The 25,471-nt window shown below is 40.9% G+C and carries 15 protein-coding genes; 12 read left to right on the plus strand and 3 right to left on the minus strand.

Annotated elements, in window-relative coordinates; genetic code table 11:
• Positions 1-43 precede the first annotated feature (43 nt).
• The 8 genes from VRUMOI_RS00870 (at position 44) to VRUMOI_RS00905 (ending at position 15,060) form a co-directional block, all read left to right on the plus strand.
• On the plus strand, positions 44-1,021 hold the full coding sequence (locus VRUMOI_RS00870; RefSeq protein ID WP_089138811.1) for an AAA family ATPase: 978 nt from the start codon (positions 44-46) through the stop codon (positions 1,019-1,021).
• Positions 1,022-1,045: 24 nt separating this feature from the next.
• Positions 1,046-3,406, plus strand: coding sequence for a S8 family peptidase (locus tag VRUMOI_RS00875; RefSeq protein ID WP_089138812.1), 2,361 nt, complete (start codon positions 1,046-1,048; stop codon positions 3,404-3,406).
• A gap of 145 nt (positions 3,407-3,551) precedes the next feature.
• Complete coding sequence (hsdR, locus tag VRUMOI_RS00880; RefSeq protein ID WP_089138813.1) at positions 3,552-7,073, plus strand: type I restriction-modification system endonuclease; 3,522 nt, start codon at positions 3,552-3,554, stop codon at positions 7,071-7,073.
• Positions 7,074-7,124: 51 nt separating this feature from the next.
• Positions 7,125-8,726, plus strand: coding sequence for a class I SAM-dependent DNA methyltransferase (locus tag VRUMOI_RS00885; RefSeq protein WP_089138814.1), 1,602 nt, complete (start codon positions 7,125-7,127; stop codon positions 8,724-8,726).
• The gene (locus tag VRUMOI_RS00890; RefSeq protein ID WP_089138815.1) at positions 8,726-10,102 is read left to right on the plus strand and encodes a restriction endonuclease subunit S; all 1,377 of its coding nucleotides are present in this window, start codon (positions 8,726-8,728) and stop codon (positions 10,100-10,102) included. Before VRUMOI_RS00885 ends, VRUMOI_RS00890 begins: the two co-directional genes overlap by 1 nt.
• Positions 10,103-10,191: 89 nt before the next feature.
• Complete coding sequence (locus VRUMOI_RS00895; protein WP_089138816.1) at positions 10,192-12,162, plus strand: RNA-binding domain-containing protein; 1,971 nt, start codon at positions 10,192-10,194, stop codon at positions 12,160-12,162.
• A gap of 37 nt (positions 12,163-12,199) precedes the next feature.
• Positions 12,200-13,906, plus strand: coding sequence for an AAA family ATPase (locus VRUMOI_RS00900; RefSeq protein ID WP_089138817.1), 1,707 nt, complete (start codon positions 12,200-12,202; stop codon positions 13,904-13,906).
• The gene (locus VRUMOI_RS00905) at positions 13,906-15,060 is read left to right on the plus strand and encodes a hypothetical protein (protein ID WP_089138818.1); all 1,155 of its coding nucleotides are present in this window, start codon (positions 13,906-13,908) and stop codon (positions 15,058-15,060) included. Before VRUMOI_RS00900 ends, VRUMOI_RS00905 begins: the two co-directional genes overlap by 1 nt.
• Positions 15,061-15,800: 740 nt before the next feature.
• On the opposite strand, the gene VRUMOI_RS00910 is transcribed toward VRUMOI_RS00905, so the two are convergent.
• Positions 15,801-16,748 carry an IS30 family transposase gene (locus VRUMOI_RS00910; RefSeq protein ID WP_110410612.1) on the minus strand — a complete coding sequence of 316 codons (948 nt, stop codon included), beginning with the start codon at positions 16,746-16,748 and terminating at the stop codon, positions 15,801-15,803.
• Between the two features lie 78 nt (positions 16,749-16,826).
• On the opposite strand from VRUMOI_RS00910, the gene VRUMOI_RS00915 reads away from it, so the two are divergent.
• Entirely contained in the window at positions 16,827-17,939 is a 1,113-nt protein-coding gene (locus VRUMOI_RS00915) for a hypothetical protein (protein ID WP_089139931.1), read from the plus strand.
• Positions 17,940-18,337: 398 nt separating this feature from the next.
• Here the strand turns inward: VRUMOI_RS00915 and norW are convergent, their stop codons facing one another.
• Together norW and norV are read right to left on the minus strand one after the other, a co-directional pair.
• A complete protein-coding gene (gene norW, locus VRUMOI_RS00920) occupies positions 18,338-19,513 on the minus strand; it encodes an NADH:flavorubredoxin reductase NorW (RefSeq protein WP_089139932.1) in 1,176 nt (391 codons plus the stop codon).
• A complete protein-coding gene (norV, locus tag VRUMOI_RS00925) occupies positions 19,513-21,087 on the minus strand; it encodes an anaerobic nitric oxide reductase flavorubredoxin (protein ID WP_089139933.1) in 1,575 nt (524 codons plus the stop codon). Before norV ends, norW begins: the two co-directional genes overlap by 1 nt.
• 235 nt (positions 21,088-21,322) lie before the next feature.
• On the opposite strand from norV, the gene norR reads away from it, so the two are divergent.
• The 3 genes from norR (at position 21,323) to VRUMOI_RS00940 (ending at position 25,402) form a co-directional block, all read left to right on the plus strand.
• The gene (gene norR / locus VRUMOI_RS00930) at positions 21,323-22,888 is read left to right on the plus strand and encodes a nitric oxide reductase transcriptional regulator NorR (RefSeq protein ID WP_089139934.1); all 1,566 of its coding nucleotides are present in this window, start codon (positions 21,323-21,325) and stop codon (positions 22,886-22,888) included.
• 345 nt (positions 22,889-23,233) lie between these two features.
• Complete coding sequence (locus VRUMOI_RS00935; RefSeq protein ID WP_089139935.1) at positions 23,234-23,704, plus strand: Dps family protein; 471 nt, start codon at positions 23,234-23,236, stop codon at positions 23,702-23,704.
• Positions 23,705-23,938: 234 nt separating this feature from the next.
• Positions 23,939-25,402 (plus strand): SLC13 family permease, encoded by a 1,464-nt coding sequence (locus VRUMOI_RS00940; RefSeq protein ID WP_089139936.1) that lies wholly within the window; start codon positions 23,939-23,941, stop codon positions 25,400-25,402.
• Positions 25,403-25,471: the final 69 nt, after the last annotated feature.

The raw sequence follows: 25,471 nt of genomic DNA on the forward strand, positions 1-25,471 counted from the left end.
CAATTGCTTATTTTATGAGTAAGCGAAAGTGATTGGGGGATGTATGGCTAGTGGAAAATTGTTGAGATTACTTGTTCAATCAGGTGCTTCCGGCGATCCTACAGCCTTTAGATGTGCTACAGAGCAATTGATAAAAGAAGAGCGCCAAAAGCAGCATAACTTATTAGCAAATGACTTAGAGCGTATCCTCTATGGGGATAGAGCTACACCGAACACGACGGCTCATAATATTTTACCAGAAGCCCCGACAGATAAAGAAAGTGGTGTTGCGTTAGTTGATATTAGACAGGCCAATCGTTCTATAGAAGAGCTGGTTCTAAATCAGAGTACGTTAGAGATTATTGAAAATGTACTTGAGGAACATCGTCGTGAGGATGTTCTCAGAAGCTATGGAATGATGCCAGCGGAAAAGATTCTCTTTTTTGGTCCTCCAGGCTGCGGTAAAACTTTATCTGCAGAAGCTATGGCCTATGAGCTAGATCGACCACTCGTTATTGTTCGCTTGGATTCTCTAGTTTCTTCATTTCTTGGTGAAACAGCCGCAAATTTACGTAAGGTCTTTGATTTTATATCCAAGCATAGACTGATTGTTCTTTTTGATGAATTTGATGCTTTAGGAAAAGAGCGTGATGATGGATCTGAACATGGAGAGCTAAGACGGGTTGTAAATGCTGTTCTTCAAATGATGGACTCATATGATGGAAAAAGTATTATCATTGCTGCTACTAACCATGAGCAGATACTTGATAGTGCTATTTGGCGTCGATTTGATGAGATCGTAGAGTTTCCTGTATTAGAGCAATCCCAACTTCAAAATTTATTACAACTCAAATTACGTGGTGTGAGGAGAGAGTTTGATTTAGACACTCCGGAACTTCACACTATTTTTGATGGGAAATCACCTGCAATCATTGAACGTATAATAAGACGTGCAGTAAAACGTATGATTTTAAAACAAAAAGAGTTCTTAACCATCAGGATGCTAAAAAGTGCATTAGAACTGGAAAGTCGAATTAAATGAGAACCATAAGCAAAGGAATGTAGCATGGCAGGAGCTTATCCTCACCTTTCTTTTTCCAAAGAAGTACCGTTAACTCCACGAAGATCTCGTAATGGTTTCGGTTCCGTAATTGAGCGTGATAACCCTAAAGAGCATGCTAAGAATCTACAGGAACAAATAGCAACCTTCCAAAAGGTCATATCATCACAACTGGGTGGCAGTGAATCTCGTAATCTTATTCAAATAAAATTGATTGAGAAAATGAGCTTTGAAGAAATTACAAAGCACGGTATTTCCATTGTCGGTCAAGAAGATCAAACGATTTACATTGCTTTTGCTGATGAACAGCAACTACATGAATTTAACGAACGCCTATCTAAGCTTGTTGATGGTGAACACGTTACATACGCGAGCTTGTTATTTGCTATTGATAAAATTGATGCTTGGAGTGCTGAAGATAGAAAAAGCTGGGCAGTAAAACATTTTGGATTCCCTTCTGAGGATACCTTCCGAGTCGATGTTGAGTTATGGCCATTGGGCTATGTGGGTAGCGCAGAGCGGAATAGTGTTGTTGACGACTTTGTATCGTGGTTATCTTCTGAGAGCATTCAGTGTTTAGATAAGGTTAACCGAGACAGCTTAGTGATGTTCCGTGTTAATGTTAATTTAAAGCAAGCTCAAGACTTATTGCTGCACAAAGATATACGTCAAGTAGATCTACCACCTAAAACAGGAGTAGATTTTTCCCAATTGAATGTCGATATGAACATTCTTCCTCCTAAACTTAACAACCTAACCGAATCAGCAAGCAAAATTTGCGTATTGGATAGTGGTATCAATGCTAACCATGTCCTGCTGCAAGGTGCTGTTGGTGATGCCCAGAGTTTTATTGAAGGTGAAGATGAATTTGATTATGTCGGACACGGAACAGCAGTGGCTGGTGTTGCTTTGTTTGGTGATTTGGAAGAGCGCATAGAAGCGAATGACTGGACTCGAGAGCTGTGGCTTTTTAGCGGAAAAGTGCTGACTAAAAACCAATATGGGGAAACTGAGTTTGATACAAAAACTATTGAAACAACATTGATTGATGCTATCACGTATTTTCATAGTGAGTATGGATGTCGAATTTTTAATTTATCCCTTGGTAACCAGAACGCTCCGTACCAACATACTCATGTATCAGGTATGGCCGTTATCTTAGATGAACTGGCTCGGGATCTTGATATATTAATTGTTGTGTCAGCAGGAAATTTTAGCGGCTCTGAGAGGATAAATAACTGGCGAGAAGATTATCCGCATTATCTTCTATCTGATGATGCTGCATTAATAGATCCCGCCCCGGCAGTGAATGTAATAACTGTAGGAGCTTATGCTAAACATACTGCTACTTATAATGAGCGTCGCTTTCAGCAGCAAGGTGATATCAATGAGCTGCATGTAGCGAATGAAGGCCAAATTTCTCCATTTTCCCGAAGTAGTCAAAGTGACAAAGCTCCGCTGAAGCCTGACTTACTCGCTCATGGTGGAAATTTTGCAATATCGGCACGATTAGAAGATAAAGGTTGGAAGCCAATATCAAAACACCTTGGCGTAGTGACGCTAAACTATAGCCCACAGGGAAATACATTGTTGAGTGAATATAGTGGGACTAGCTTTTCAGCGCCATATATTACTCACTTAGCGGGAAGAATTTTAAATAACTACCCAGATTCGTCTGCTAACTTGCTTCGAGCTCTTTTGGCTAATCATGCTCATGTAACTCAAGAAATATCTTCCTCTTTTAAGGAAAAGGAACACGTAAAGCGTGTTGCAGGGTATGGGATTGTGGATGAGGAAAGCTTATTTAGGTCATCCGAAGAGCATGTGGTTTTAATTAGTGAAGACGAAATTGAAAACGATAAGCATCAGTTTTTTGAGTTGCCAATTCCTGATGATTACTTTCGAAAAGGGAAAGCAACCAGAACGATTACAGTTAGTCTTGCTTACAGCCCCTCAGTCCGTACGACTCGATTAGAATATCTTGCAACCAAGATTAAATTTCACTTAGTTCATGGTGATTCATTAGAAGCGGTTGCGGAGTCATTTAACAATGACAATAAGAAAACCATCAAACCTATTCCTGAATGCGATAGTTCTAAGAGAAATCTTACCCAAGACGACAGAAGCCGAGGTACGCTTCAATCTAGCACTTGGACTTATAATCAATTCAATAAACCAAGAAAGTTGTTCCTCGTAGTAACACGTCAAGATTTACCATGGGCAACTAACCAAGTAAAAGAGAAAGAAAGTTACGCGCTAGCTATATCTATCACTGATAGAGAAAACGAAGAAGCTAGGCTGTACCAACAAATTTCTGAAAAACTTCAAGCTAGAGAGAAAGCTAGAGCTAGGGCAAAGCTTGGTTAGGTTTTTGTGTTTGAATACATTGCTTTTAATTCGTTGGATAACTTATGCATTACTATGAGTTAATTAGCTACTGTGTATAAGCTACCTTTTACATATATCGATTCGTGTTAATATTGACCGATAACGCTGGTTAACGGATTGATATATGGATATTAAGAGCACGAGCAATTTTTCTTTTTTAGCAGAACATGACCCGTTGTTTCTTGAGTTGGCGATAGGTGCTGAGCGAGCTTTCTCTAGTGACCCCAACACAACGTTGATTAAGCTTCGTCAACTTGGAGAAGCGATTGCCCAACATATTGCCGTTTTGGTTGGTGTCGAGTTCGATGATAAAACTACACAAGCCGACCTGATCTATCGTCTCAACCGTGAACTGAAATTTGAACCCGTCGTTAAAGAGCTATTCCATACTCTTCGTATTGAGGGCAACAAAGCAACCCATCAGTTCAAAACACAGCATAAAGAAGCCTTAGATGGACTGAAATTAGCTCGAGCGCTGTCCATATGGTTTCACCAATCTTTCGGTAAACAAGGCACTCAATTCAAACCAGGGGCGTTTGTTCCACCACAGGACCCGAGTAATCAATTACGCCAATTTCAATCAGAAATTGAGAAGCTTAAGTCCGATCTTACACAAGCTAATGTTGAACTCGATTCCAGTAAACAATTGCATGATCTTATCGCACAAGAAAAAGCGGAGTATGAAGCTTTAGCGCTTGCGATGGATGAAGAATCTAAGCAGCTTGCTGACTTAGCCGCTGAGCATGAAAGCGCGCTAATCAAACAAAAGAAAGAATACGAAGCGAAGCTTCAGGCTTTGCAGCAGCAACTTGAGCAGCAAGATGAAAAAGACACAGCTACTCAGAGGCAACAAGTCAGTAATAAAACTCGTAAAGCCAGTCAACAAATAGTGTTGAGTGAAGAACTCACACGCATCCTTATTGATCAACAGTTGATAGAATCAGGCTGGACTGCAGACAGTCAGGAGCTAACTTACAAAAATGGCACTCGACCTGAAAAAGGCATAAATAAGGCAATTGCAGAATGGCCCACTAAACATAATGGCGAGAGTGGTCGAGCTGATTATGTATTGTTCCTTGGGTTGACACCTATTGCTGTGGTTGAAGCAAAAAAAGAAAACACCAATGTAGCCGGAAAAATTACTCAGGCAGAACGTTATAGTCGAGGATTCCAGGTCGATTCTTCAATGATTGGTGCTTGGGAATTCGAAGGGCTTACTATTGCATGGCCCGATGAGGATGAAGGCCACTACAAGGTGCCATTTGTCTATTCCTGCAATGGGCGTCCATATATTCCTCAGTTAGCAGAACAATCTGGCAAGTGGTTTAGGGATGTTCGCAAACCAAGCAATACCAAAAGAGCCTTACAAGAGTTCCATACACCAGATGGCCTTATTGATTTACTTAAGCGAAATAAAGAAATTGCCGAACGTAAACTACAGCAAGAGGGATTTAGCTATCTCAAACTGCGGGATTATCAGGAAAAAGCCATTCATGCAGTAGAAAGCACGCTAGCAAAAGATATTCGAACAGCATTGCTTGCAATGGCGACTGGTACCGGTAAGACACGCACTATCGTCGGCTTAATGTACCGATTTTTAAAATCTGAACGCTTCAAACGAATCCTGTTTTTGGTTGACCGCACTGCGTTAGGTGATCAGGCGACTGACACCTTTAAAGAGATGCCGTTGGAGCAAAACCAGACGCTATCAAAAATCTATAACATTGCCGAGTTGGGCGATATGGCTGCTGAAGCGGAAACCCGAGTTCAAGTAGCAACAGTTCAGGCAATGGTTAAGCGCATTTTTATGTCGGATACCCCACCAGCCATTGATGAGTTTGACTGCATTATTGTTGATGAAGCTCACCGTGGTTATACCTTGGATCAAGAGATGACTGAAGGTGAATTAGCAACTCGTGATGCTGGTCAGTATCTTTCTAGTTATCGTCGTGTACTCGATTATTTTGATGCGGTTAAAGTTGGCCTAACAGCGACTCCTGCTAAACATACCAGTGAAATCTTTGGTAAGCCTGTTTACACCTACTCATACAGAGAAGCCGTTGCAGCTGATTGGCTTATCGACCATGAACCTCCAGTACGATATGAAACTTTATTGACTCAAAAAGGCATTCATTTCGACAAGGGCGATAAAGTCTCAGCAATTAATACTCAAACAGGCGAAGTAGAATCAGCTGAACTGGAAGATGAAATGCAGTTTGAGGTAGATGCCTTTAACCGCAGAGTAATCAATGAGAACTTCAATCGAGTGATCTGTGAGCAACTTGTTGAAGAACTTGACCCTTTCGGTGAAGAGAAAACACTCATTTTTTGTGCCACAGATCTGCATGCAGATATGGTTAAGCGCCTTTTAGATGAGGCATTTAAAGACTTGTATGAAGATGAATACAACCAGGCAGCAGTAGAGAAAATTACTGGGAAAAGTGACAAAGTGGATCAGTTGATTCGCAAATATAAAAATGAAACTTATCCGAACATTGCAATCACGGTGGATTTACTTACAACAGGTATTGATGTACCCAAAATCTGTAATCTTGTGTTCTTACGTCGGGTAAAATCACGCATTCTTTACGAGCAAATGATTGGCCGTGCAACACGTCGATGCGATGACATCGGTAAGACGGTTTTCCGCATTTATGACCCCGTTGATATTTATGCTGCGCTGAGCGAAGTCAATACCATGAAGCCCTTGGTAAAAGACCCCAGTATCACTATTGAACAGCTTGTTGATGAACTGGTTGACCCTGAGAAGTTAGAGCAGGCGCTAAGTAGTCCCGGAGACCAACAAGGTGAGTCGCAAGCGGACGCGGTGTTGAGCCAGTTAACTCAGAAAGTGATGCGTGTACTGCGAAAAGCTGAGAAAAAGGCTGATGCTAAACCAGAGCTTCGAGAGAAACTGAATGAGCTACAGACGCTTTGGGGAGTGGAGCCCAAGTTGTTGCATAAGCATTTGCATCAGCTAGGTCCTCAGCAGGCATCTCAGTTTGTTCAGCAGCATTCAGGGTTACTCAGCCAGTTGGAAGAAGTGGTGACGTTAATTGGTAGTGAAAGAAAGCCAGTGCTCTCTAATCATGAAGATGAAATACGAGATCGTCGGCAGGATTATGGTGCTAATAAACGTCCTGGGGATTACTTAGAAGACTTCGAGCAGTTTATTAAGCGACAGCTTAACCAATCGGCGGCATTAGCTGTCATTGTCAATAAGCCAAGAGATTTAACCCGAGAACAGCTTCAAGAAGTGAAGTTGTTGCTTGATGGTGAAGGTTATTCAGAAGCGAAACTGCGAGCTGCGATTCGAGAGGAAACGAATCAAGATATTGCAGCGAGTATTCTTGGGCACATTCGTCGAGCGGCATTAGGTGAGCCATTAGTGCCATTTGAGCAGCGCGTGATGCAGGCAATGGACCGTATTTATAGTAGCCATAAATGGACCCCAAATCAGAGGAAGTGGCTTGAACGTTTGGCTAAGCAACTGGTGCATGAGGTGATCGTTGATCGTGAGTATGTCAATGAACGGTTTGCTGAAAAAGGCGGCGCTAAACAGCTCGATAAGGTTTTAGTCAACAAGCTGGATGACGTATTATCTGAGCTAAATGATGCTATGTGGCCAGCACAAGCAGCAAATTAACAACGAATTGTCATGGCATCTTGCCATGCAAACCAAAAATCAGGAAATAGAATGACTAACGATAATATCGTTCAAAAACTCTGGAACCTATGTGATGTACTGCGTGATGACGGTATTAACTATTCTGACTATGTAACAGAATTGGTTCTATTGCTATTTATTAAAATGGTTCATGAGAACACAGAAGCTAAGGTATTAGATAAATACACCTTGCCGCAAGGTTGTCAGTGGACGGATTTGAATACCAAATCTGGCATCAATTTACTGAATGATTATCGAGCTATCTTACTTGCACTATCTACGGGTAAGAGAGTTGAAGCGGATCCTGAAAATCCAGGTTCAACTAAAGAAGTGGAAATCCATAATGACCCACTGATTCGTGCTATTTATGCAGATGCTCAGACTCGCCTGCGTGAACCTCGCCACTTAGAGCAGTTGATTAAGTCTCTGGATCAAATTGACTGGTTCAGTGCGCAAAAAGACGGTTTAGGTAACCTGTATGAAGGTTTATTACAGAAGAACGCCAATGAAACCAAATCCGGTGCAGGGCAATACTTTACTCCTCGTGATTTAATTGATTCGATGGTGCGTTGTATCAAACCTCAAAAAGGTGAAAAGATTCAAGATCCTGCGGCGGGTACTGCAGGGTTCTTAATCGCAGCCGATCGCTACATTCGTGAACAAACCGATGATTATTTTGATCTGACTCATCAAGAGTTACGTTTTCAAAAAGATAAAGCCTTTGTTGGTGTTGAACTGGTTCCTTCTACGCGCCGTTTAGCATTAATGAACTGTTTGCTGCATGGTATGGAAGGTGATGATGAAGGTGTGGTGCATTTAGGCAATGCTTTAGGGCAAGTGGGTGCAAGCCTCGAAAGAGCCGATGTGATTCTCGCCAACCCGCCATTTGGTACGAGTAAAGGTGGCGAGGCATCTATCACTCGTGATGATTTGACCTATCCGACCAGCAACAAACAACTGGCGTTCCTGCAGCACATCTATCGCAATTTAAAGCCTGGCGGTCGAGCCGCCGTGGTATTACCCGATAACGTCTTATTTGAATCGGGTGTAGGTACGGATGTTCGTCGTGATTTAATGAACAAATGTAACCTTCATACTATTCTGCGTTTACCAACAGGTATATTTTACGCTCAAGGTGTGAAAACCAACGTATTGTTTTTCACGAAAGGTAGCAAAAACAACATGTTACAGGAAGATGGCTGTACTGAAAATGTCTGGGTTTATGACTTACGTACCAACATGGATAACTTCGGTAAGCGTAATCCATTTAATGACTCACATCTCGCACCATTTGAAAAAGTATATGGAGACGATCCAAATGGTCAAAGCCCCCGTCAAGAGGGTGAATGGTCGTTTGATGCTTTTGAAATTGAAGTCGATAAGTCAGCTAGTGAAGAAAATCAAAATGTTGATAATAATTTAGCGCACAGCCGTTGGCGCTGTTTTAGTCGCAAATGGATTAGTGAAGTTAAGGATGATTCACTCGATATCAGTTGGTTAAAAGATAAAAACAGTGTTGACGCTTCAAGTTTACCGGAGCCAAGTGTATTGGCAAGTGAGGCAAAAGAAGAATTAAAGGTTGCATTGAGTGAGCTAGATGGCTTACTTGCTTCGTTGAAAGGAGCAAATTAATGGCCCCTACAAAATTACCTGATGCTTGGATTAAAGCTACTGTATCAGAAATTAACGACTATAAGCCATCTAGTATGCAGCCTAAAAACCATCAGGGTGATGTTTTTGAACTATTTAGCGTTCCAATTTTCCCTGAAGGAAGACCTGAAGTATTGAAGGCCGAAGACATTGGGTCGAGCAAGCAATTTGTAAACTGTGATGATGTATTGGTTTGCAAAATCAATCCAAGGATTAACAGGGTATGGTGTATTCCTCATTCCAATAGTTTAAAGCAGATAGCTTCTTCTGAATGGATTGTTATACGCCAAAGTAACGTCCATAGTAATTTCTTGACTTGGTATTTTAGGTCAGAAAATTTTAGAACAATGTTATGCGCTGATGTCACCGGTGTGGGAGGGTCGCTAACAAGAGCGCAACCTAAAAAAGTAGCTACTTTTGAAGTTCCTTTTCCCCCTCTAGCCGAACAAAAAGTTATTGCAGAAAAACTCGATACCTTACTTGCTCAGGTTGAAACCACCAAAGCTCGCCTTGAAAGTACTTTAGAAACACTGAAACAATTTCGTCAATCGGTGCTGGCTGCCGCTGTTAGCGGGAAGTTGACGGAGGATTGGAGAGGCCTGCACGAAAAATATGTTGAGTTTTGCGGCTATACGGTTCCTGCATCTTGGCTTAATAGCTCTATCGGGAATGAGTCTGAATATGTAACGAGTGGTTCTCGTGGATGGGCTAAATATTATTCTGATTCTGGGGCTTTATTTATTCGCTCACAGGATATAAATTCAGATGAGCTAAATATCCAAAATGCGGCATATGTGCAGCTACCTGATAAAATCGAGGGCCAAAGGACGAAGGTTCAAATAAATGATTTGTTGGTAACGATTACAGGGGCAAATGTCACGAAATGTGCACGTCTAAAAACTAATTTAGATGATGCATATATTAGTCAACATGTAGCATTAATCAGACTGAAATCCCCCGAAAATTCAGCTTTCTTTGAGCTTGTTCTGAAAGCCCTAAATGCGGGAAGAAAACAACTCAACGCGATGGCATATGGTGGTGGTAAACCAGGACTAAATTTACAGAACATAAAAGATGTTGAGTTTGCTAAACCAAGTTCCTCTATAGAAGCTGATGAAATTGTTAGAAGAGTGAATAAGCTTTTTGCTGGTGCTGATATAACCGAACAGCTGGTTAATCAAGCATTAGAGCGTATCAATAATCTCACTCAGTCTATTCTCGCCAAAGCATTCAGAGGTGAACTAACCGAGCAATGGCGTAAAGATAACCCTGAACTAATCTCGGCGGATAATTCAGCTGAAGCATTGCTGAGAAAGATTAAAGCAGAGCGTGCAGCGGCTAAGTCAAAAAAGCAATAGTTAGGGTTCTTATTTAGGAAAAATGCATTTTCAGATCTGGAGTTCGTACAATAGCTTCGTAAAAACATCAGGTGATAAGCGATAACGATATGTTTCAAATACAGGATTTAGTAGATCTTCAAACCTTGTCTGAGTCAGCAGAGTTAGAATTTAAGTTAGCTCAAGGGCAAGATGGCAAAGGTAAATTACCAGATGATTTTTGGCCAACGTACAGTGCAATGGCGAACTCTCGAGGCGGCTATGTGGTTCTTGGTGTTCGAGAGAAAAAAGGGCAACTAACCTTAGCTGGGATTGAAGCAATAGAGGTGGTTCGCAAGCAACTTTTTGATATTGCAGGTAACAACGCCAAGGTAAATATGAATTTGCTGACTGATGATAACGTTCAAGTTGCTACCATTGATGGCAAATCTTTATTAGTGATAGAAATACCGGCCGCACGCCGTGACCAAAAGCCTGTTTATCTGAAAAATCAGCCAATGAAGGAAACGTACACTCGCCTTCATGAGGGGGACCACCGTTGTAGTGAGGAACAGGTTAAGCGGATGATGGCTGAACAGGTTGAGGATAGCCGGGACGATAAGATTCTCACCGGCTTTGATTTTACTGATATCGATATGGATAGCTTGAAGGCATACAAGAACCTATTTGCTGTAGCAAAGCCTCAACATCCGTGGTTGGAATTAGACCTGTTTGAATTGTTTAAAAAGCTGGGTGGATGGCGTAAAGACCGTCAGGCTGGTGTTGAAGGCATTACTTTAGCGGGAGTGTTAATGTTTGGCACTTGGGATGCAATTCAGGATGCAGTTCCCAATTACTTTGTTGATTACAGAGAACGAGATGAAGCCAGTGTTGAACGCTGGATTGACCGTCTCTATCCCGATGGCTCTTGGTCTGGAAATGTCTTTGATTTCTATCGACGTACCTACCGGAAATTAGTTACTGACTTAAAGGTGCCATTTGAGCTTCAAGATGGTATTCGCTTAGATGATTCAAAAGCTCATGAGGCTATCCGCGAAGCATTAGTTAACACTCTCGTTCATGCTGATTACACCGGACGTAGCTCTATCCTGATTGTTAAACGCCCTGACTTGTTTGGTTTCCGTAATCCTGGGTTGATGCGCGTTCCCCCTGAAATAGCAGTGAAAGGCGGAGAAAGTGATTGTCGTAACCGCCGAATGCATCAGATGTTTCTGATGATTGGTGCGGGAGAACGAGCGGGTTCTGGTATCCCTAAGATATATAGTGGCTGGGAGTGGGCTAAATGGCGAACTCCGAAACTGTATGAAAAATATGAGCCATCAGAGCAAACATTATTAGAGCTATCTACGGCTAGTCTTATCCCTGAAGAAGTAACTCAACTGCTAGCAGTGATGTTTGGTAATAGCTTCTATTCACTGAATGAGCTTGAGCAAATGATCGTTGTAACGGCAGCAATTGAAGGCTGGGTTAACCATGAGCGTGCTTGCCAGTTAACCAGTAAACATTCACGAGACGTCACTTTAACGTTACCTCGCCTTGTTGATAAAGGTTTTCTAGTAGCAAGCGGAGAAAAAAGAGATAAATCGTATAGTTTACCTGGAATGGAGCCTCCATCACCTGAAGATGTTTTTTCTAATGCGTTAACCCCAACAAGTAACTTAACGCATAACGTCGACAGCTTAACGCATAAAGTTAATAACTTAACGCATAGCGACAATAACACTGATGATACTAGTGATGTTAGAGACAGCAAAGGTAGGTTTATCAGTGCATTAATCGATAAGCCATTTATTGATAGTCTGGAAGCATTAAGTGAGGTTTTCCGACAACAACTTAACGCTTTAGGTGCTCCAGCTAGAGAGCAGCACCGATTAGATACAGAGACAATGAAGTTTCTGATTACTGAGTTATGTCGAGAGCATTATATATCCGTCTCTGTATTGGAAATGCTATTAGATCGTAAACCTCAAAGTTTACGGCAAAACTATTTGAAGACTATGGTCTCTGACGGACGACTAAAAATGGCTTTTCCTCACAAGCCTAACTCACCAAAACAAGGGTATACCTCGACGGATGAATAGTCGTGATATCAATCCTAAATAGAAGGAAATTGCAAAAATGAAGTTAATATCTTTAACTTTGGATGGTGAGTATAAAGGACTAGCTAATCAGAGTTTTAATTTCAGCCAGACGCAAGGCAACATACTAGCTCTGATTGGGCTTAATGGTTCAGGAAAGTCGCAGTTACTTGAATTAATTGCTGAAATTTTTGCTTTTTTGGAAAGAGTACAACGAGAAGATTTTAAAGTAAGAACTTCCTTAGGGTTTGGGTTTGAACTGATTTATCAAATCAAAGTGGATGTTGGGTCTAACTTCTCCAAAACAAACTTCTCTTCATGGTCTTTTGCAACAACAGAAACTCTTACCTATCGAATTGTTTTGGATATCGATAGTAAAAAACCACAGTGTTATATAGTGACGGATGGTGAAGATGACTCTCTGGATATAGACAAAATTCGATTGCCATATGTGGTTGGGTATGCGTCTGGTTTGAATGAAAATTTACAGCGTAGTTTTATGAAAAATGCTGTGCAATTTTATGAGATTATGCGGGTGAGACATCGCCGTAGGAAAGCTCTTGAAAATGTCGAGGGAGGTGCCCTCAGAGCTGAAATAAATCGGTCATACTTATCGAGGTACCCACATATTTTCAGTTTAAGAGAGCCTGATAGTAGTTTTTCTGATTATTTCTTCCCTGAACATGAAATCTTAGAGTCGGATACTCCCATCAGTAACATGGTGTTCCTCGATTATGATTGCGTTGGTATCATGCTGGCTTGTTTATCTGTTTTTTCCACAAAAAATATAGATAACATATTGGAAGAACTGTCTTTTTATAAGCCTAATAAATTAGTTTTGCAGTATGATTTTAGTGTTGGAATCATCGAGGAAGATGTTATTAAAGATATTAAAATGCTTCTTCGAGTCGCAGGAACGAATAAATTTAAAGGAATTGGTAAGCCTAGTACTCCCGAGGAGTATGATACTTATGAACTTGATTACTTATCTGGCGAAATTGAGTTAGATCTAACAGATGTTTCTTTGGTTAGTCAGCTTAAAGAAGATAATTATGGAGATCCTCGAGTACTGTTTTTCCGTTTGCTTAAGTTACAGCTTTTGGGTATTAAAAATTGGCAACGAGTATCCCGACAGAGGTTGTTAAGTGATAACTTCTTTGAAACGTTAAAAAAACCTTTAAAAACAAAATTACCATTGTCGGTAATTAAGCTGTATTTATCTGGATCCGATAACCGGATGGTTAATTTTGACGATTTATCTGATGGAGAAAGCCAGTTAATACAAATCATTGCTACTTCTGTGGTCTTTAGAGATGAGCAAGCGATCTTTTTATTTGATGAACCAGAAACTCATCTGAATCCTTCATGGAGAACATATTTTCATCACTATCTTAGCAAGGCTTTAGGCACTCAGGAGTACAATTCTCAGGTGTTTGTTTCTACTCATTCGCCATTCATGATTTCCTCTTTGAAAAAAGAAGATATCCTGTTTTTCGAGCGTGATGAGCATGGCAAGATTTTAATGGAGCCAATTGGAACGCAGACTTATGGTTCTTCCTTTGACGTGCTTATAAAGCAACACTTTGGTTTACGCTCTCTGATATCACAAACAGTTGTTGAAGCAGTAAAAGAACATCTTCCAAAAGATGATCATCAAGCTTCTATTCAAGAAGCAAGGAGATGGATAGAGAGCAACCTAGGTGATTCGATGGAAAAAGCTTATTTACTAAGGAAGTTGCAAAGCTGATGTTATTCCCTCTTGACCCTAATACCCCTCAATGTGCAGTGTTCGAAGTACTTAATAATGAGCTTCTACATTTCCTTCATTCATCAATCCATACTCGTGTATTTGATGAGAACCTTTTTTCTGAGTATCACTTCGATGGTGAAGACATTAGAAGTGTTTGTTGGACTAATGAGAAGACTAGAGAAAAATTTCAGGTTCTTTGGAATGAACTACCGGCAGGCATCGGTGACAGGCAAGCCTTATATGATCTGGTTTTAACTGGGCAGGATATTGCCGGATATTTTGATAACCTTAATGTCCAGCTCCCGGTATTAGAAGATAGGGAATTGTTCGAGGCTTTTAAATCTCTGACTACTTACTTATTTACTCAAACAATGAAGTTAAGTAGTACTCGAAAGCAAAGTGATAGTTCAATAAATCAGCACTACGGCGCATTTAGACAGGCTAACCAAAATACCTCTTTATGCTATATATGTGGTACGGAGTTGTTGTCTCAAGACCGTATTGAGTTAAGTGCTGATGATAACTGGCGTGCCGATTACGATCACATCCTTTGTAAGGATAAGTACCCAATCTACTCTGCACATCCGGGTAACTTTATTCCTACCTGCCACACTTGTAATAGTAAAGCCAAAGGGGCAAAAGATGCTCTCAATGACCGCCGCGGTCGACGGAAAGCATTCTATCCATTGCCACCCTCGCAAGAGTCTTGTTACCTGTCTGCAATTATAGTCCCATATTTCTTAGAACTTGATGATTTCATAGGCGGTGATTGGGAGTCACCGCTATCGGCATCGCCCGTTACGTTTCCAAATGCTTCTGCCGCTATTACTTCAAAAATTAATGTGTGGAAAGAGCTTTATGAAGTTCCACAACGAGTTGAACAACATATCGTGACCAATTTTTGCGAACGTATTGCAGGGGACCTTAACTTGACCGATCAAGATGATTTTGACGACTTTACTCGCCAACTAAATAGAGCCGTTAGACGTGAACCTGCTGATATAAAAAAGTCTGAGTGGCGGTTTTGGTTTTATCTGCTTTATGGTTTTTTGCATGATCAAAGTATTGACTATAAAAGAGATATTTGGACTATGCTTCAGTGGAAGTTGAGTTTAAGTAACGAAGGTGATATGAATGAAACCTTTGTGTGATGTAGTTGTACACTGATTTTGGGCAAAGGTTTGTTCCGAAGTGTACATATATGTTTATGAAAAGTACTCAGGCTAAGTTGGCAATTTTGCTTAGTGGTGTGGTTGAGTAAATGGAAAAATAAGAGCTGACTTAGATGAATTTACCCACCAATTGACAGTGATGAAGTGTATAACGAAATTTTTGAGCAGGCTGAGAACTTTAACCGTAATGCGGCATAATTTACTAGTAATTAATAGAAATCTGGATCTGAACGCTTAAAGCATTATTGAATACAAGCTGAAATCTATGATATTTAAAAATAAATCGCAATAGGGATTACAAAAAAGTTTCAAGATACGACTAATGAATATCAAAATATCTGATTGAAAATATGAAGGAACTCTTGGTCATTTACTACTGTAATAAAAAAAGAACCAAGTCTTGCCTTCATTGTTATATAGAGGCGTCATTGGATCATCTCCCTAAGTCATACAATGACGATTTTGGGCCTAATACCTGTCCGGAAGTGTTTATGTATCTTTATCTGAGACATCTTTGTAGAGAAGCGAATATCTACAGTGGTTAAAGTATTTGAGGGCGAAACACTTTTTAGCTTTTTGTTTCGTAATTATCTTGTCTATGGTACCTATGATATTGGAAACCTAGTTTCAACAGCTGGCAATATAAATTTATATCCTAAAGTTAACCTTGCAGATTTATCAAGCCCGAATTCAACTGCGAAGTGCGACACTCTCCAATATCAAGCAGCCAATGCCATTTCTTTAAAGACAATCGCTGGTTGCTTGAAGTCTAAACACTTTTTCGGGCGATAATTTATCCGTGATACAGCGAATTCAATATCGCTGTCTGTTACCGTTGTTAAGTCGGTTCCTTTCTTCACATATTGCCTTAAAAGCCCGTTAGCATTCTCATTGGCTCCACGCTCCCAAGAGCTATAAGGATGGGCAAAGTACACATCAGCCTCCAACGCCTTTGCGATGGTTTCGTGGCCTGCAAACTCTCTCCCATTATCTGCCGTGATGGTATGGACATGTTCCTTATAAGGCATGAGTAGCTCTATGGTGGCTTGGGTGACATCATCTGCTGACTTCGATGGCACTTTCTTGACCACGTAAAATCGAGTTTTACGCTCTAAAATGGTCACCATAGCACCAGTGCCATGTTTACCTAATACGGTGTCGATTTCCCAATCACCCAATCGCTCCTTACTGTCAACGATGCTTGGCCTATCATCGATAGAAACAGCATTCTTGATCGCTGGCGCTTTCTCTTTTCTACCGCGACGATACCGCTTGTGACCTTGCCTCAAGTGGCGATATAACTTGCCTCCCAAGCGTTTATCCTGCGCAACAAATCGGTAGATCCACTCATGACTGACAGCGGCACCGACTCTATTTAATACACTGGAAATCTGCTCTGGACTCCAATCTGCTTCTAGAAGGAGGCGGATAAAATCAACACGCTCCTTTGGTATTCTGTATTTACGCGCTGATGTGCGTTTTTTGATTGAGAATGCCTGAGCTTCGCTTGGGCAATAATGACTGCCTTTGCGGCCGCGTTTAAGCTCCCGATATACCGTAGAGCGATGGCACTGAACGGTTTTGGCTATTTCAGAAACCGAAATTCCCCGTTCCAAAAGAGCAGAAATCTGGTATCTTCTGCCCTCGGTCAACTGCTGATAATTCATGGTAGTACTGCTTGTTTCTTTGGAGAGAAGAGCGTACCACTTTCAGCAGTTGGCTTCCTCTTCTACACCTTTCCATGAATGTCGCACTTATTATCTGAAATCGGGGGAAACTACTCCGAAAGTGATCTAGCAGAACTATTAGAAGTGAATGGTATTATATCGAGAGAGCGACAGCTTTTAGTAAGTCCGGACCACTATTTGCACCATATAAAATATTACTTTTATAATAACGATAAAAATGAAGGGCCTTATAACGGTAACCAGATTTTCTATTGTCATTCTTGTATAAAAAACAATATAGCTGAATATGGCGTGGGATATTTAAAACATGAATGGTTTAGGAACCATTCATGTAGTATTCATAGTGATAAAGTATTTACAATTTCATGTTCTTCCAGGTCGCAAACTTTGAGGGCTTTGAAAACGATTCTGTCTGGTCGAGTTCCACCTGGTTCAAAAATTAATGAGGAAATAAAAAGTACCAGTCGTAGGAAGTATAAAGAGTCACCAATCGTAATGGCTAGTTGTCTTGAATATAAGTTTTATCTTTGGGTGTTTAGAAACAGAAAAAGAATAACTGATGATGTAGCTTGTAGACTCGGATTTACAAACGCAAAGAGAATGTTACTTTCTATGAATAATAGTCGGCATATATATAAACCTTCGGATATGAACAAGGTGTCATCAAGTGCCTCTAGATTAGAGTCTGTATTTTATGCTTTCTGGGATTCTGGTGATGAAGCATTAAGATCTTTTTTAAATGCACACTCTAAGTCTGTTAATGTGTACTTTGGTGTTTTTGATCGTCGTGCGATTCAGAGTAAGATTTGGAAATTTAACAGCTATGATTGTTATCGTTGTCCTCGTATGAAATGGTCTGAATCATGTCTTGCTAGCCAAAGCATTGTTCGATGGCGCTTATACTATCCAGTTATTGAGTATGGCGGGGACATAAGGGTTCTTCATGAAGATGTTTCTTATAGGAGATACCCTTTGACCATAGAATCTATTGCTGTTTTTATATCTAAGTATTGGCCTGATGCGAAATGTCCTGTTTATTCTAGGGACATACCGCTAGTAGTAACAAATTTTTTGGGGTGGATCGATAGTCAATGCATAAGTCAAAAAAAAGAAGATTCAAACATTGAACTGCCTACAGTTAAGGGAAAAGGGATAAGTGTAGCGGTGTAGCAATCGACCTATGATTGACGGCATTGAAAAGAAAAATAGACTGAAACGAGAGTGTACTTACGGGCAAACTCTTTTGTCTCAAAACTCTCTTACGGGTAAACTTTATTGTCATTGCACAAAACGATGATTTTTTAAATATCGCAATGCATATTAAACAACATAAGTAACCTTAAATTGGTCACTTATGTTGTATCGGTATAGCAAAAAACACTTACTTGGTTGTTATCTGATAATACTCACAAGCAAGCTCATGGTGGAGTGAGGAGGATTCTAGTTCGCACTCTCTTGATTTATGTTGGTTTCGACGGTTCACCATGTTTGCTGACCATTTTTCCCATGATGCTTTCAGTTCATTTATATAATGATTGAGCACTTTCATATCTTCTCTCTCTCTTGAACTACAGTAATGTTGGTAATGTTTTGAGCATTTTCAACGCATTACTCATGTGGTTTTGTGTGGTGACAAAGCCCACTAGTTCATTATTGTCATCAAATGCACGTGCAGTGATGCCTTCCGGATCTAATTCAATCGACCACTTTGGTACGGATTGACCAGTTTGTCCTGCTAATTGAATTGGAAAATTAGTCGTTTTTACTTTTACTAGCATAGCCGGCAATTTTAACGTTGCTGCTGGGCCTGCTGTTTGTAATAAGCTTTCGGGTTGTAATAAGACTTTAGCTAATACGTTGGCGCTTAATAAGGTTGGCTGCAGATATGAAAGAACTTTATTCTCAATTTGAGCACAATCACCAAGTGCATAGATATTTGAGTCGGATGTTTGTAATTGACGATTGACTACTATGCCTTTATCTACTGATAAGCCAGTCTGTTGTGCTAGTTGGATATTGGGCTTGATCCCTGAAGCGGAAATAACACTATCGACAAGAAATTGTTCACCAGAACTAAGAATAACCTCTATGCCAAAATCCGTTTGTTCGAGTGCTTGCACGGTATTATTTAAATGTAACTTTACGCCATCTTGGGTTAACTTTTTCTGTAAAGGAGCAGAAATGGCATCTGGTAACATGGTTTGCATGACGCTGTCGCAAGGGTCAACAACCGACACTGTTTTACCTGATGTTGAAAGATCCATTGCCAGTTCTGTGCCAATTAATCCTGCGCCAATAATGAGTACATGTTCTGCTTGGTCCAGTTTATGCTGCGCTGCTTGATACTCTATACGGCTATTGAGTGTTATCACCTCTTTAGCCGCTGAGCCATTCATCGCTGGAATAAAAGTTGAAGCGCCGGTCGCCAATACCAGTTTTGAATAGCTAAGTACATCACCTTTGGTTGTTGTCACGTTTTGTGCGTGGCGATCAACCATTTCCACTTTGGTTTGGGTATAGATTGTGATCTCATTATCTTGTGCGAAGTTATCTGCAGTTTGGCGGATAAGCGCATCAGCCATGTGTTTGTTGGTAAACACATGGCTAAGATCGGGCTTATTGTAGTCATGGCCATCATCAGTGGTAATTACTGTAATTAGGGTTTGTTTATCTGAACGGCGTAATGCCTTCACTAATTGATAGGCAGCGAAACCACTGCCTATGATCATAATTGGATTACTCATTACGCCACCTGAGATTGGTTATCTTTATCGATATTGTTGCCTAATGTGCTTGTGCAAGGTTCAAACACTTCTTTACCAATGCCACACTCAGGGCATAAGAAATCTTCAGGCACTTTTGCCCAAGTTGTTCCAGGTTCAACACCTTGGTTGGGCTCACCAAGTTCAGGCTCATAGACCCATTGGCAAACGGTGCATAACATTGCTTGCTGATCTTCGGCTGACGAGTTTTTGCTATTCGTTGGCTCGACAGTTGTCGGTTCGATTGCGGGTTCAATCACATTGGCAGCTTGAGTATGATTAATCGATTGAGCAGCAGCCTTATTTACCATAATATTGGTGACGTTTTTAGGCGCAGAATGACTCACATTAGATAGATCATACAGTGCCCATTCTTTGGCTATTTGACGACCATAATCACGACATTCTTGCATTGCTTTGCCATCAGGACGCCATTTGGTTTTCTTACTCATTACTGTTTCAAAGCCGCAATCCATCAAGCGGGTGTGGATACGGTCAACTGCTCCGCCATTCCAACCATAGCTACCAAATGCCGCAGCTTTTTTATTCTTAAAGCGTAATCCTGTGATTTCTTCTAGCATGCCAGCTACTTTAGGCATCATGACGTTGTTCATGGTAGAAGAACCAACCAAGATACCTTTTGAACGGAATACATTAGATAAGATTTCATTTTTATCGTGCAAAGAGACGTTAAATACTTTCACCGCCACATTTGGATCAACATCATTAATGCCTTGTGCAATAGCATCAGCCATCATGCGTGTGTTGTTCGACATTGAGTCATAAAATAAAGTGATACGATCTTCTTGGTAGTTATCCGCCCATTCTAGATATTGGTGAATAATTTGAGTTGGGTTATCGCGCCATACAATACCATGAGCCGTTGCGATCATATCAACAGGTAGCTCAAGACTAAGCACCTCTTTGATTTTAGATGTTACTAATGGGCTAAATGGTGTCAGGATATTGGCGTAATAACGTAAACATTGCTCATAAAGCTCAACCTGATCGACTTCATCATTAAATAGGTGTTCATCACAATAGTGCTGACCAAATGCATCGTTACTAAATAGCACAGCATCTCCGGTCATGTAGGTCATCATGCTATCTGGCCAATGCAGCATTGGAGACTCGACAAATACAAGCGCTTTGCCATTACCTAAATCGATGCTGTCTCCGGTTTTAACCACATTAAAGTTCCAATCAGGCTGGTGGTGGTGACCAGTGATCGAATCAACGGCATTCTCAGTACAATAGATTGGCGTGTTAGGGATTTTGGCTAATAGCGCGCCTAAAGCTCCGGCGTGATCTTCTTCAGCATGGTTGATAACGATGTAGTCAATCTGGTTCAGATCAATTTCCATTTCTAAGTTTTGGACAAACTGCTGGCTAAAACGATGATCGACTGTATCGATTAAAACGGTTTTTTCTTCTTTAATTAGGTAGCTGTTATAGCTGGTGCCACGTGTGATTTTATATTCTGTACCATGGAAATTTTGCACTTCCCAGTCACGTTGGCCAACCCAGTGGATATTATTTTTAACATGAATAGACATAAACGACTCCTAAGTATGAATTCTAAATTTCGGTAAAAAGTAAATTAATAAATTTCTTATCCATACTATTGCATCATGCGTGCCAACTTTTAAATTACTTACTATTCAAATGCTTATTAATTCCTCCTTGTTTGTGGTGTCATAATGACAGTGTTGTTTTGGTGTCAAATAGACATTAGGTGTGTCATATTGACATGAAGTTTAAAGAGGTAGGAAAATTAAAGAGGGCAGGAAAATGCAGAAGTTTCATTCACAAATAACGCAACTCGCACTTGATTTGACGTTAGGGATTTCCAATCAAGACCGCTTTGATCGTCTTCTAGAAGTATTAAGGAATATTTTAAATTGTGATGCTGCGGCATTGCTTGCTTATCGAAACCAACAGTTTGTGCCATTAGCGATTGATGGTTTGTATGATGAAGTGATGGGACGACGATTTAATCTTGATGAGCATCCCCGTTTAGAAGCGATTGCACGCGCGGGGGATGTGGTTCGATTTCCTGCCGATAGTGATATAGCTGACCCTTATGATGGACTGATCCCGAATAAAGGGGATCAGTTACATGTCCATGCTTGTGTTGGATTACCGCTAATTGCACATGGCCATTTGATTGGTGCGCTGACGATTGATGGTTTTGATGCTCATCAGTTTGACACTTTCACTGATGGTGATTTACGGACCATTAGTGCGTTGGCAGCCGCGAGTTTACATACTTCCTTATTAGTGAAGCAATTAGAGTCACAAGTGGTTAATACCAGTGATGCGAACTCGCATATCACCAAAGAAATTAATTTAAGTGAGGAGATGATTGGTCAGTCGGGCGCGATGATGGATTTAAGAATGCAGATTCAAGCGGTAGCTAATACTGATCTTTCAGTTTTGATTATGGGAGAAACGGGGGTAGGGAAGGAGCTTGTCGCGACTGCTATTCATAATCAATCAAACCGTGCTAAGCAAAATTTGGTGTATTTAAACTGTGCGGCTTTACCTGAGTCGGTGGCGGAAAGTGAGTTATTTGGCCATGTAAAAGGGGCTTTTACTGGTGCGATTAGTCACCGTAAAGGCAAATTTGAATTAGCCGATAATGGCACGCTATTTTTAGATGAAGTGGGTGAATTACCTTTAGGGCTACAATCCAAGTTATTGCGAGTATTGCAATATGGCGATTTGCAGCGAGTTGGCGATGACAGTGTACTTAAAGTGAATACCCGCATTGTAGCAGCAACCAACCGAGACTTGCATCAAGATGTAGTGAACGGCAAGTTTCGGGCTGATTTATATCACCGCTTGAGTGTCTTTCCTATTCATGTTCCGGCACTCAGAGAGCGGACTGGGGATATTACCTTATTGAGTGGCTTTTTTATTGAAAAGTGTAAACACAAACTGAATTTGAATCATCTAAGTATTTCTCCTGCGGCTTTGCGGTTATTTGGGCAATATAGTTGGCCGGGTAATATTCGTCAGCTTGAGCATGCTATCCATCGTGCAGCAGTGTTAGCAAGAACAGAAAATAACCAGTCTAGCCCGATTACTTTACAGCCTCATCATTTTGAATTGATACAAGCGGAATCCACCTTACTGCAAGGTATTGAGAATCAAAAACAGCTAGTGAATACCGTTAATTCAGATATAGCTAAGAACTACTCCTTAGGTCTAAAAGCGGCTACTGAGACATTTCAGGCGCAAGTGATCATGGAGGCACTAAACAATAATCATCAAAACTGGTCTGCCACCGCTCGTGAGTTGAAAATTGACAGTGGTAATTTACATCGATTAGCCAGACGCCTAGGATTAAAGTAATAATGTTGCCATACGTCAAGACGTTCACTAAATCGCGATATCTATCATGATATTAATGGGTAATTAAGGGTATATATGAACCATTTAGTCATTCCAAAACATTGGAAAATCCGACGCTCTACTCACTTTTTTAATAAAGCCATGTTTAAGAGCTCAAGAATTCATAGCAAACCAATCGATGGGTTATTAGGTAATGAGTAAGCTGATTAATCATTTCTAATTAGTTAATAGCTTATACCTATCAAATCGATATATTTAACCCATTATCCCTTGTTATTACTAAGGGTTATTATCTCTCCATAGCAAAGTTAATGTTAATCACTCACTAGATTAAGGGGCGATGAAATGGAAAAGAATATGATTGGTTTAGATAAACAACAAACAGCGACATTGGTGGGGGATCTCAACCTGTTACTGGCAGATTACCAAATTCTTTATACTAATGTACGTGGTTATCACTGGAATATTAAAGGTCGCGATTTCTTTGAATTACACGCAAAATTTGAAGAGATCTATAACGACTTAGTATTGAAAGTGGATGAAATCGCTGAACGTATCTTGACGCTAGGTGGTACACCGGTACATGGCTTCTCGCGCTATTTAGCTATGTCAGATCTTGAAGAAACGCTCAATGTTTCTAATGGTAGAGAAGCTGTGGGGCATATTTTGTCGGCTTACCGAGTTTTGTTGAATAAGCAGCGTCAAATTGTCAAAGCGGCAGCGGAAGTCGATGATGAAGGTACCGTTTCTTTGATGAGCGATTATATTAGCCAGCAAGAAAAAGAAACCTGGATGTTGAACGCTTACCTTCAATAATGCAGTGTTATCAACGTAATGAGTTCAATTTCTAATATCACGCCCAGTCTTTACATTAAAGACTGGGCGTTTTTTATTTCTCACCCAATAACCATTAAAACAATATGGTTAACAAATCACAAAATGAAAACAATAAGTTACACCTTGATCACGAACTGACAACCTGCCGATTCATTTTTATGTGAAAGCGTATTAAAAATAGCACCCTAATATGCAGTATAGGTAGATTGTGCTATGTCGATGCTAGAAAAAGAATCCGTTATCCCGGGAAATTCCCGTTACTTAGGTCTTATCCTTGGACCTTTGGTGTTAATCCTGACATTAATTTTTCCTGCCCCATTTGAAGGGATGAGCGAACCGGCTTGGCGTATGGTGGGCTTGGCGACCTTTATGGCGATTTGGTGGGTAACCGAGGCGGCGCCGATTCCTGTGACGTCATTTTTACCGATCATTCTTTCTCCTTTGCTTGGCACGGCAGATATTAAAACCGCGACAGCGGCTTATGCGAATCCATTAATCTTTCTGTTTTTGGGCGGCTTTATGTTGTCGATTGCGATGGAAAAATGGAACCTGCATCGGCGCGTTGCCCTGATTGCGATGTTAGCGGTGGGCAATAAACCCGCCCATCAAGTCGGTGGATTAATGTTGGTGACGGCTTTTCTTTCGATGTGGATGAGTAATACTGCGACTGCGGTAATGATGCTGCCGATTGGAATGTCGATTATCGGCATGGTATGCGGCGAAAAAGGCGATAAAAACCCGCAATTTGCTAGCGCGTTATTATTGGGTATCGCCTATTCCGCTAGTATTGGTGGGCTTGCGACTTTAATTGGTACGCCGCCTAATGCTTTGCTTGCGGCATATTTATCTAACACCTATCAAATTGAACTAGGGTTTGGTCGCTGGATGATGGTGGGGTTACCTCTTACTATTGTGATGCTGACACTGGCTTGGGTGTGGTTGACTAAGGTGTCTTATAAGTTGCCGAATGAAGAAGCGGGTGATGCTCGCAGCTTATTGAAAAACCAATTGCAGTTATTGGGTAAATTAAGCAAAGGCGAAAAATGGGTGGCGGTGATTTTTGTCGGTGCCGCAGTCAGCTGGATTATTCGTCCGTTGCTTGCCAAATGGACTGGCTTGCCAATTAATGATACCAGTATTGCCATTTTTGCGGCTTTATTGCTGTTTGTGATTCCAGTCAACGTGAAAACACAGCAGTTTGTTTTAGATTGGGAAAGCACCAAGAAATTGCCTTGGGGCGTACTACTACTGTTTGGTGGTGGCTTAAGTTTAGCGGCGCAGATTAAATCGTCTGGTTTAGCGGATTTCATTGGTGATAGCCTAGGAGCGACTAGTGGTATGCCGATTATTGTTGTGATGTTGATTGTTACTGCAGCAATTATCTTCTTAACTGAAGTCACCAGTAATACCGCTACGGCAGCCGGCTTTTTACCATTACTTGGCCCAATTGCTATTGCGATGGGGGAAGGCCCAATGATGTTGGCGATCCCAGCCGCACTTGCCGCAAGTTGCGCCTTTATGATGCCAGTGGCAACACCGCCAAACAGTATCGTATTTGCTTCCGGTCAGCTTAAAATTAAAGAGATGATCCGCGCAGGTTTTGCATTGAATATCATGGGCATTTTCATCATCACTGCATTAAGTTACACGCTAGCCGCTTGGGTGTTTGGGATGTAGGCGAACGTTGTTCGGGCGCTTTACTTCTAGGGCGCTACGCTTCTCGTAACTAGACAAAAGCGTTATAAA

The sequence above is a fragment of the Vibrio rumoiensis genome, assembly GCF_002218045.2.
GTDB classification, from domain to species: domain Bacteria; phylum Pseudomonadota; class Gammaproteobacteria; order Enterobacterales; family Vibrionaceae; genus Vibrio; species Vibrio rumoiensis.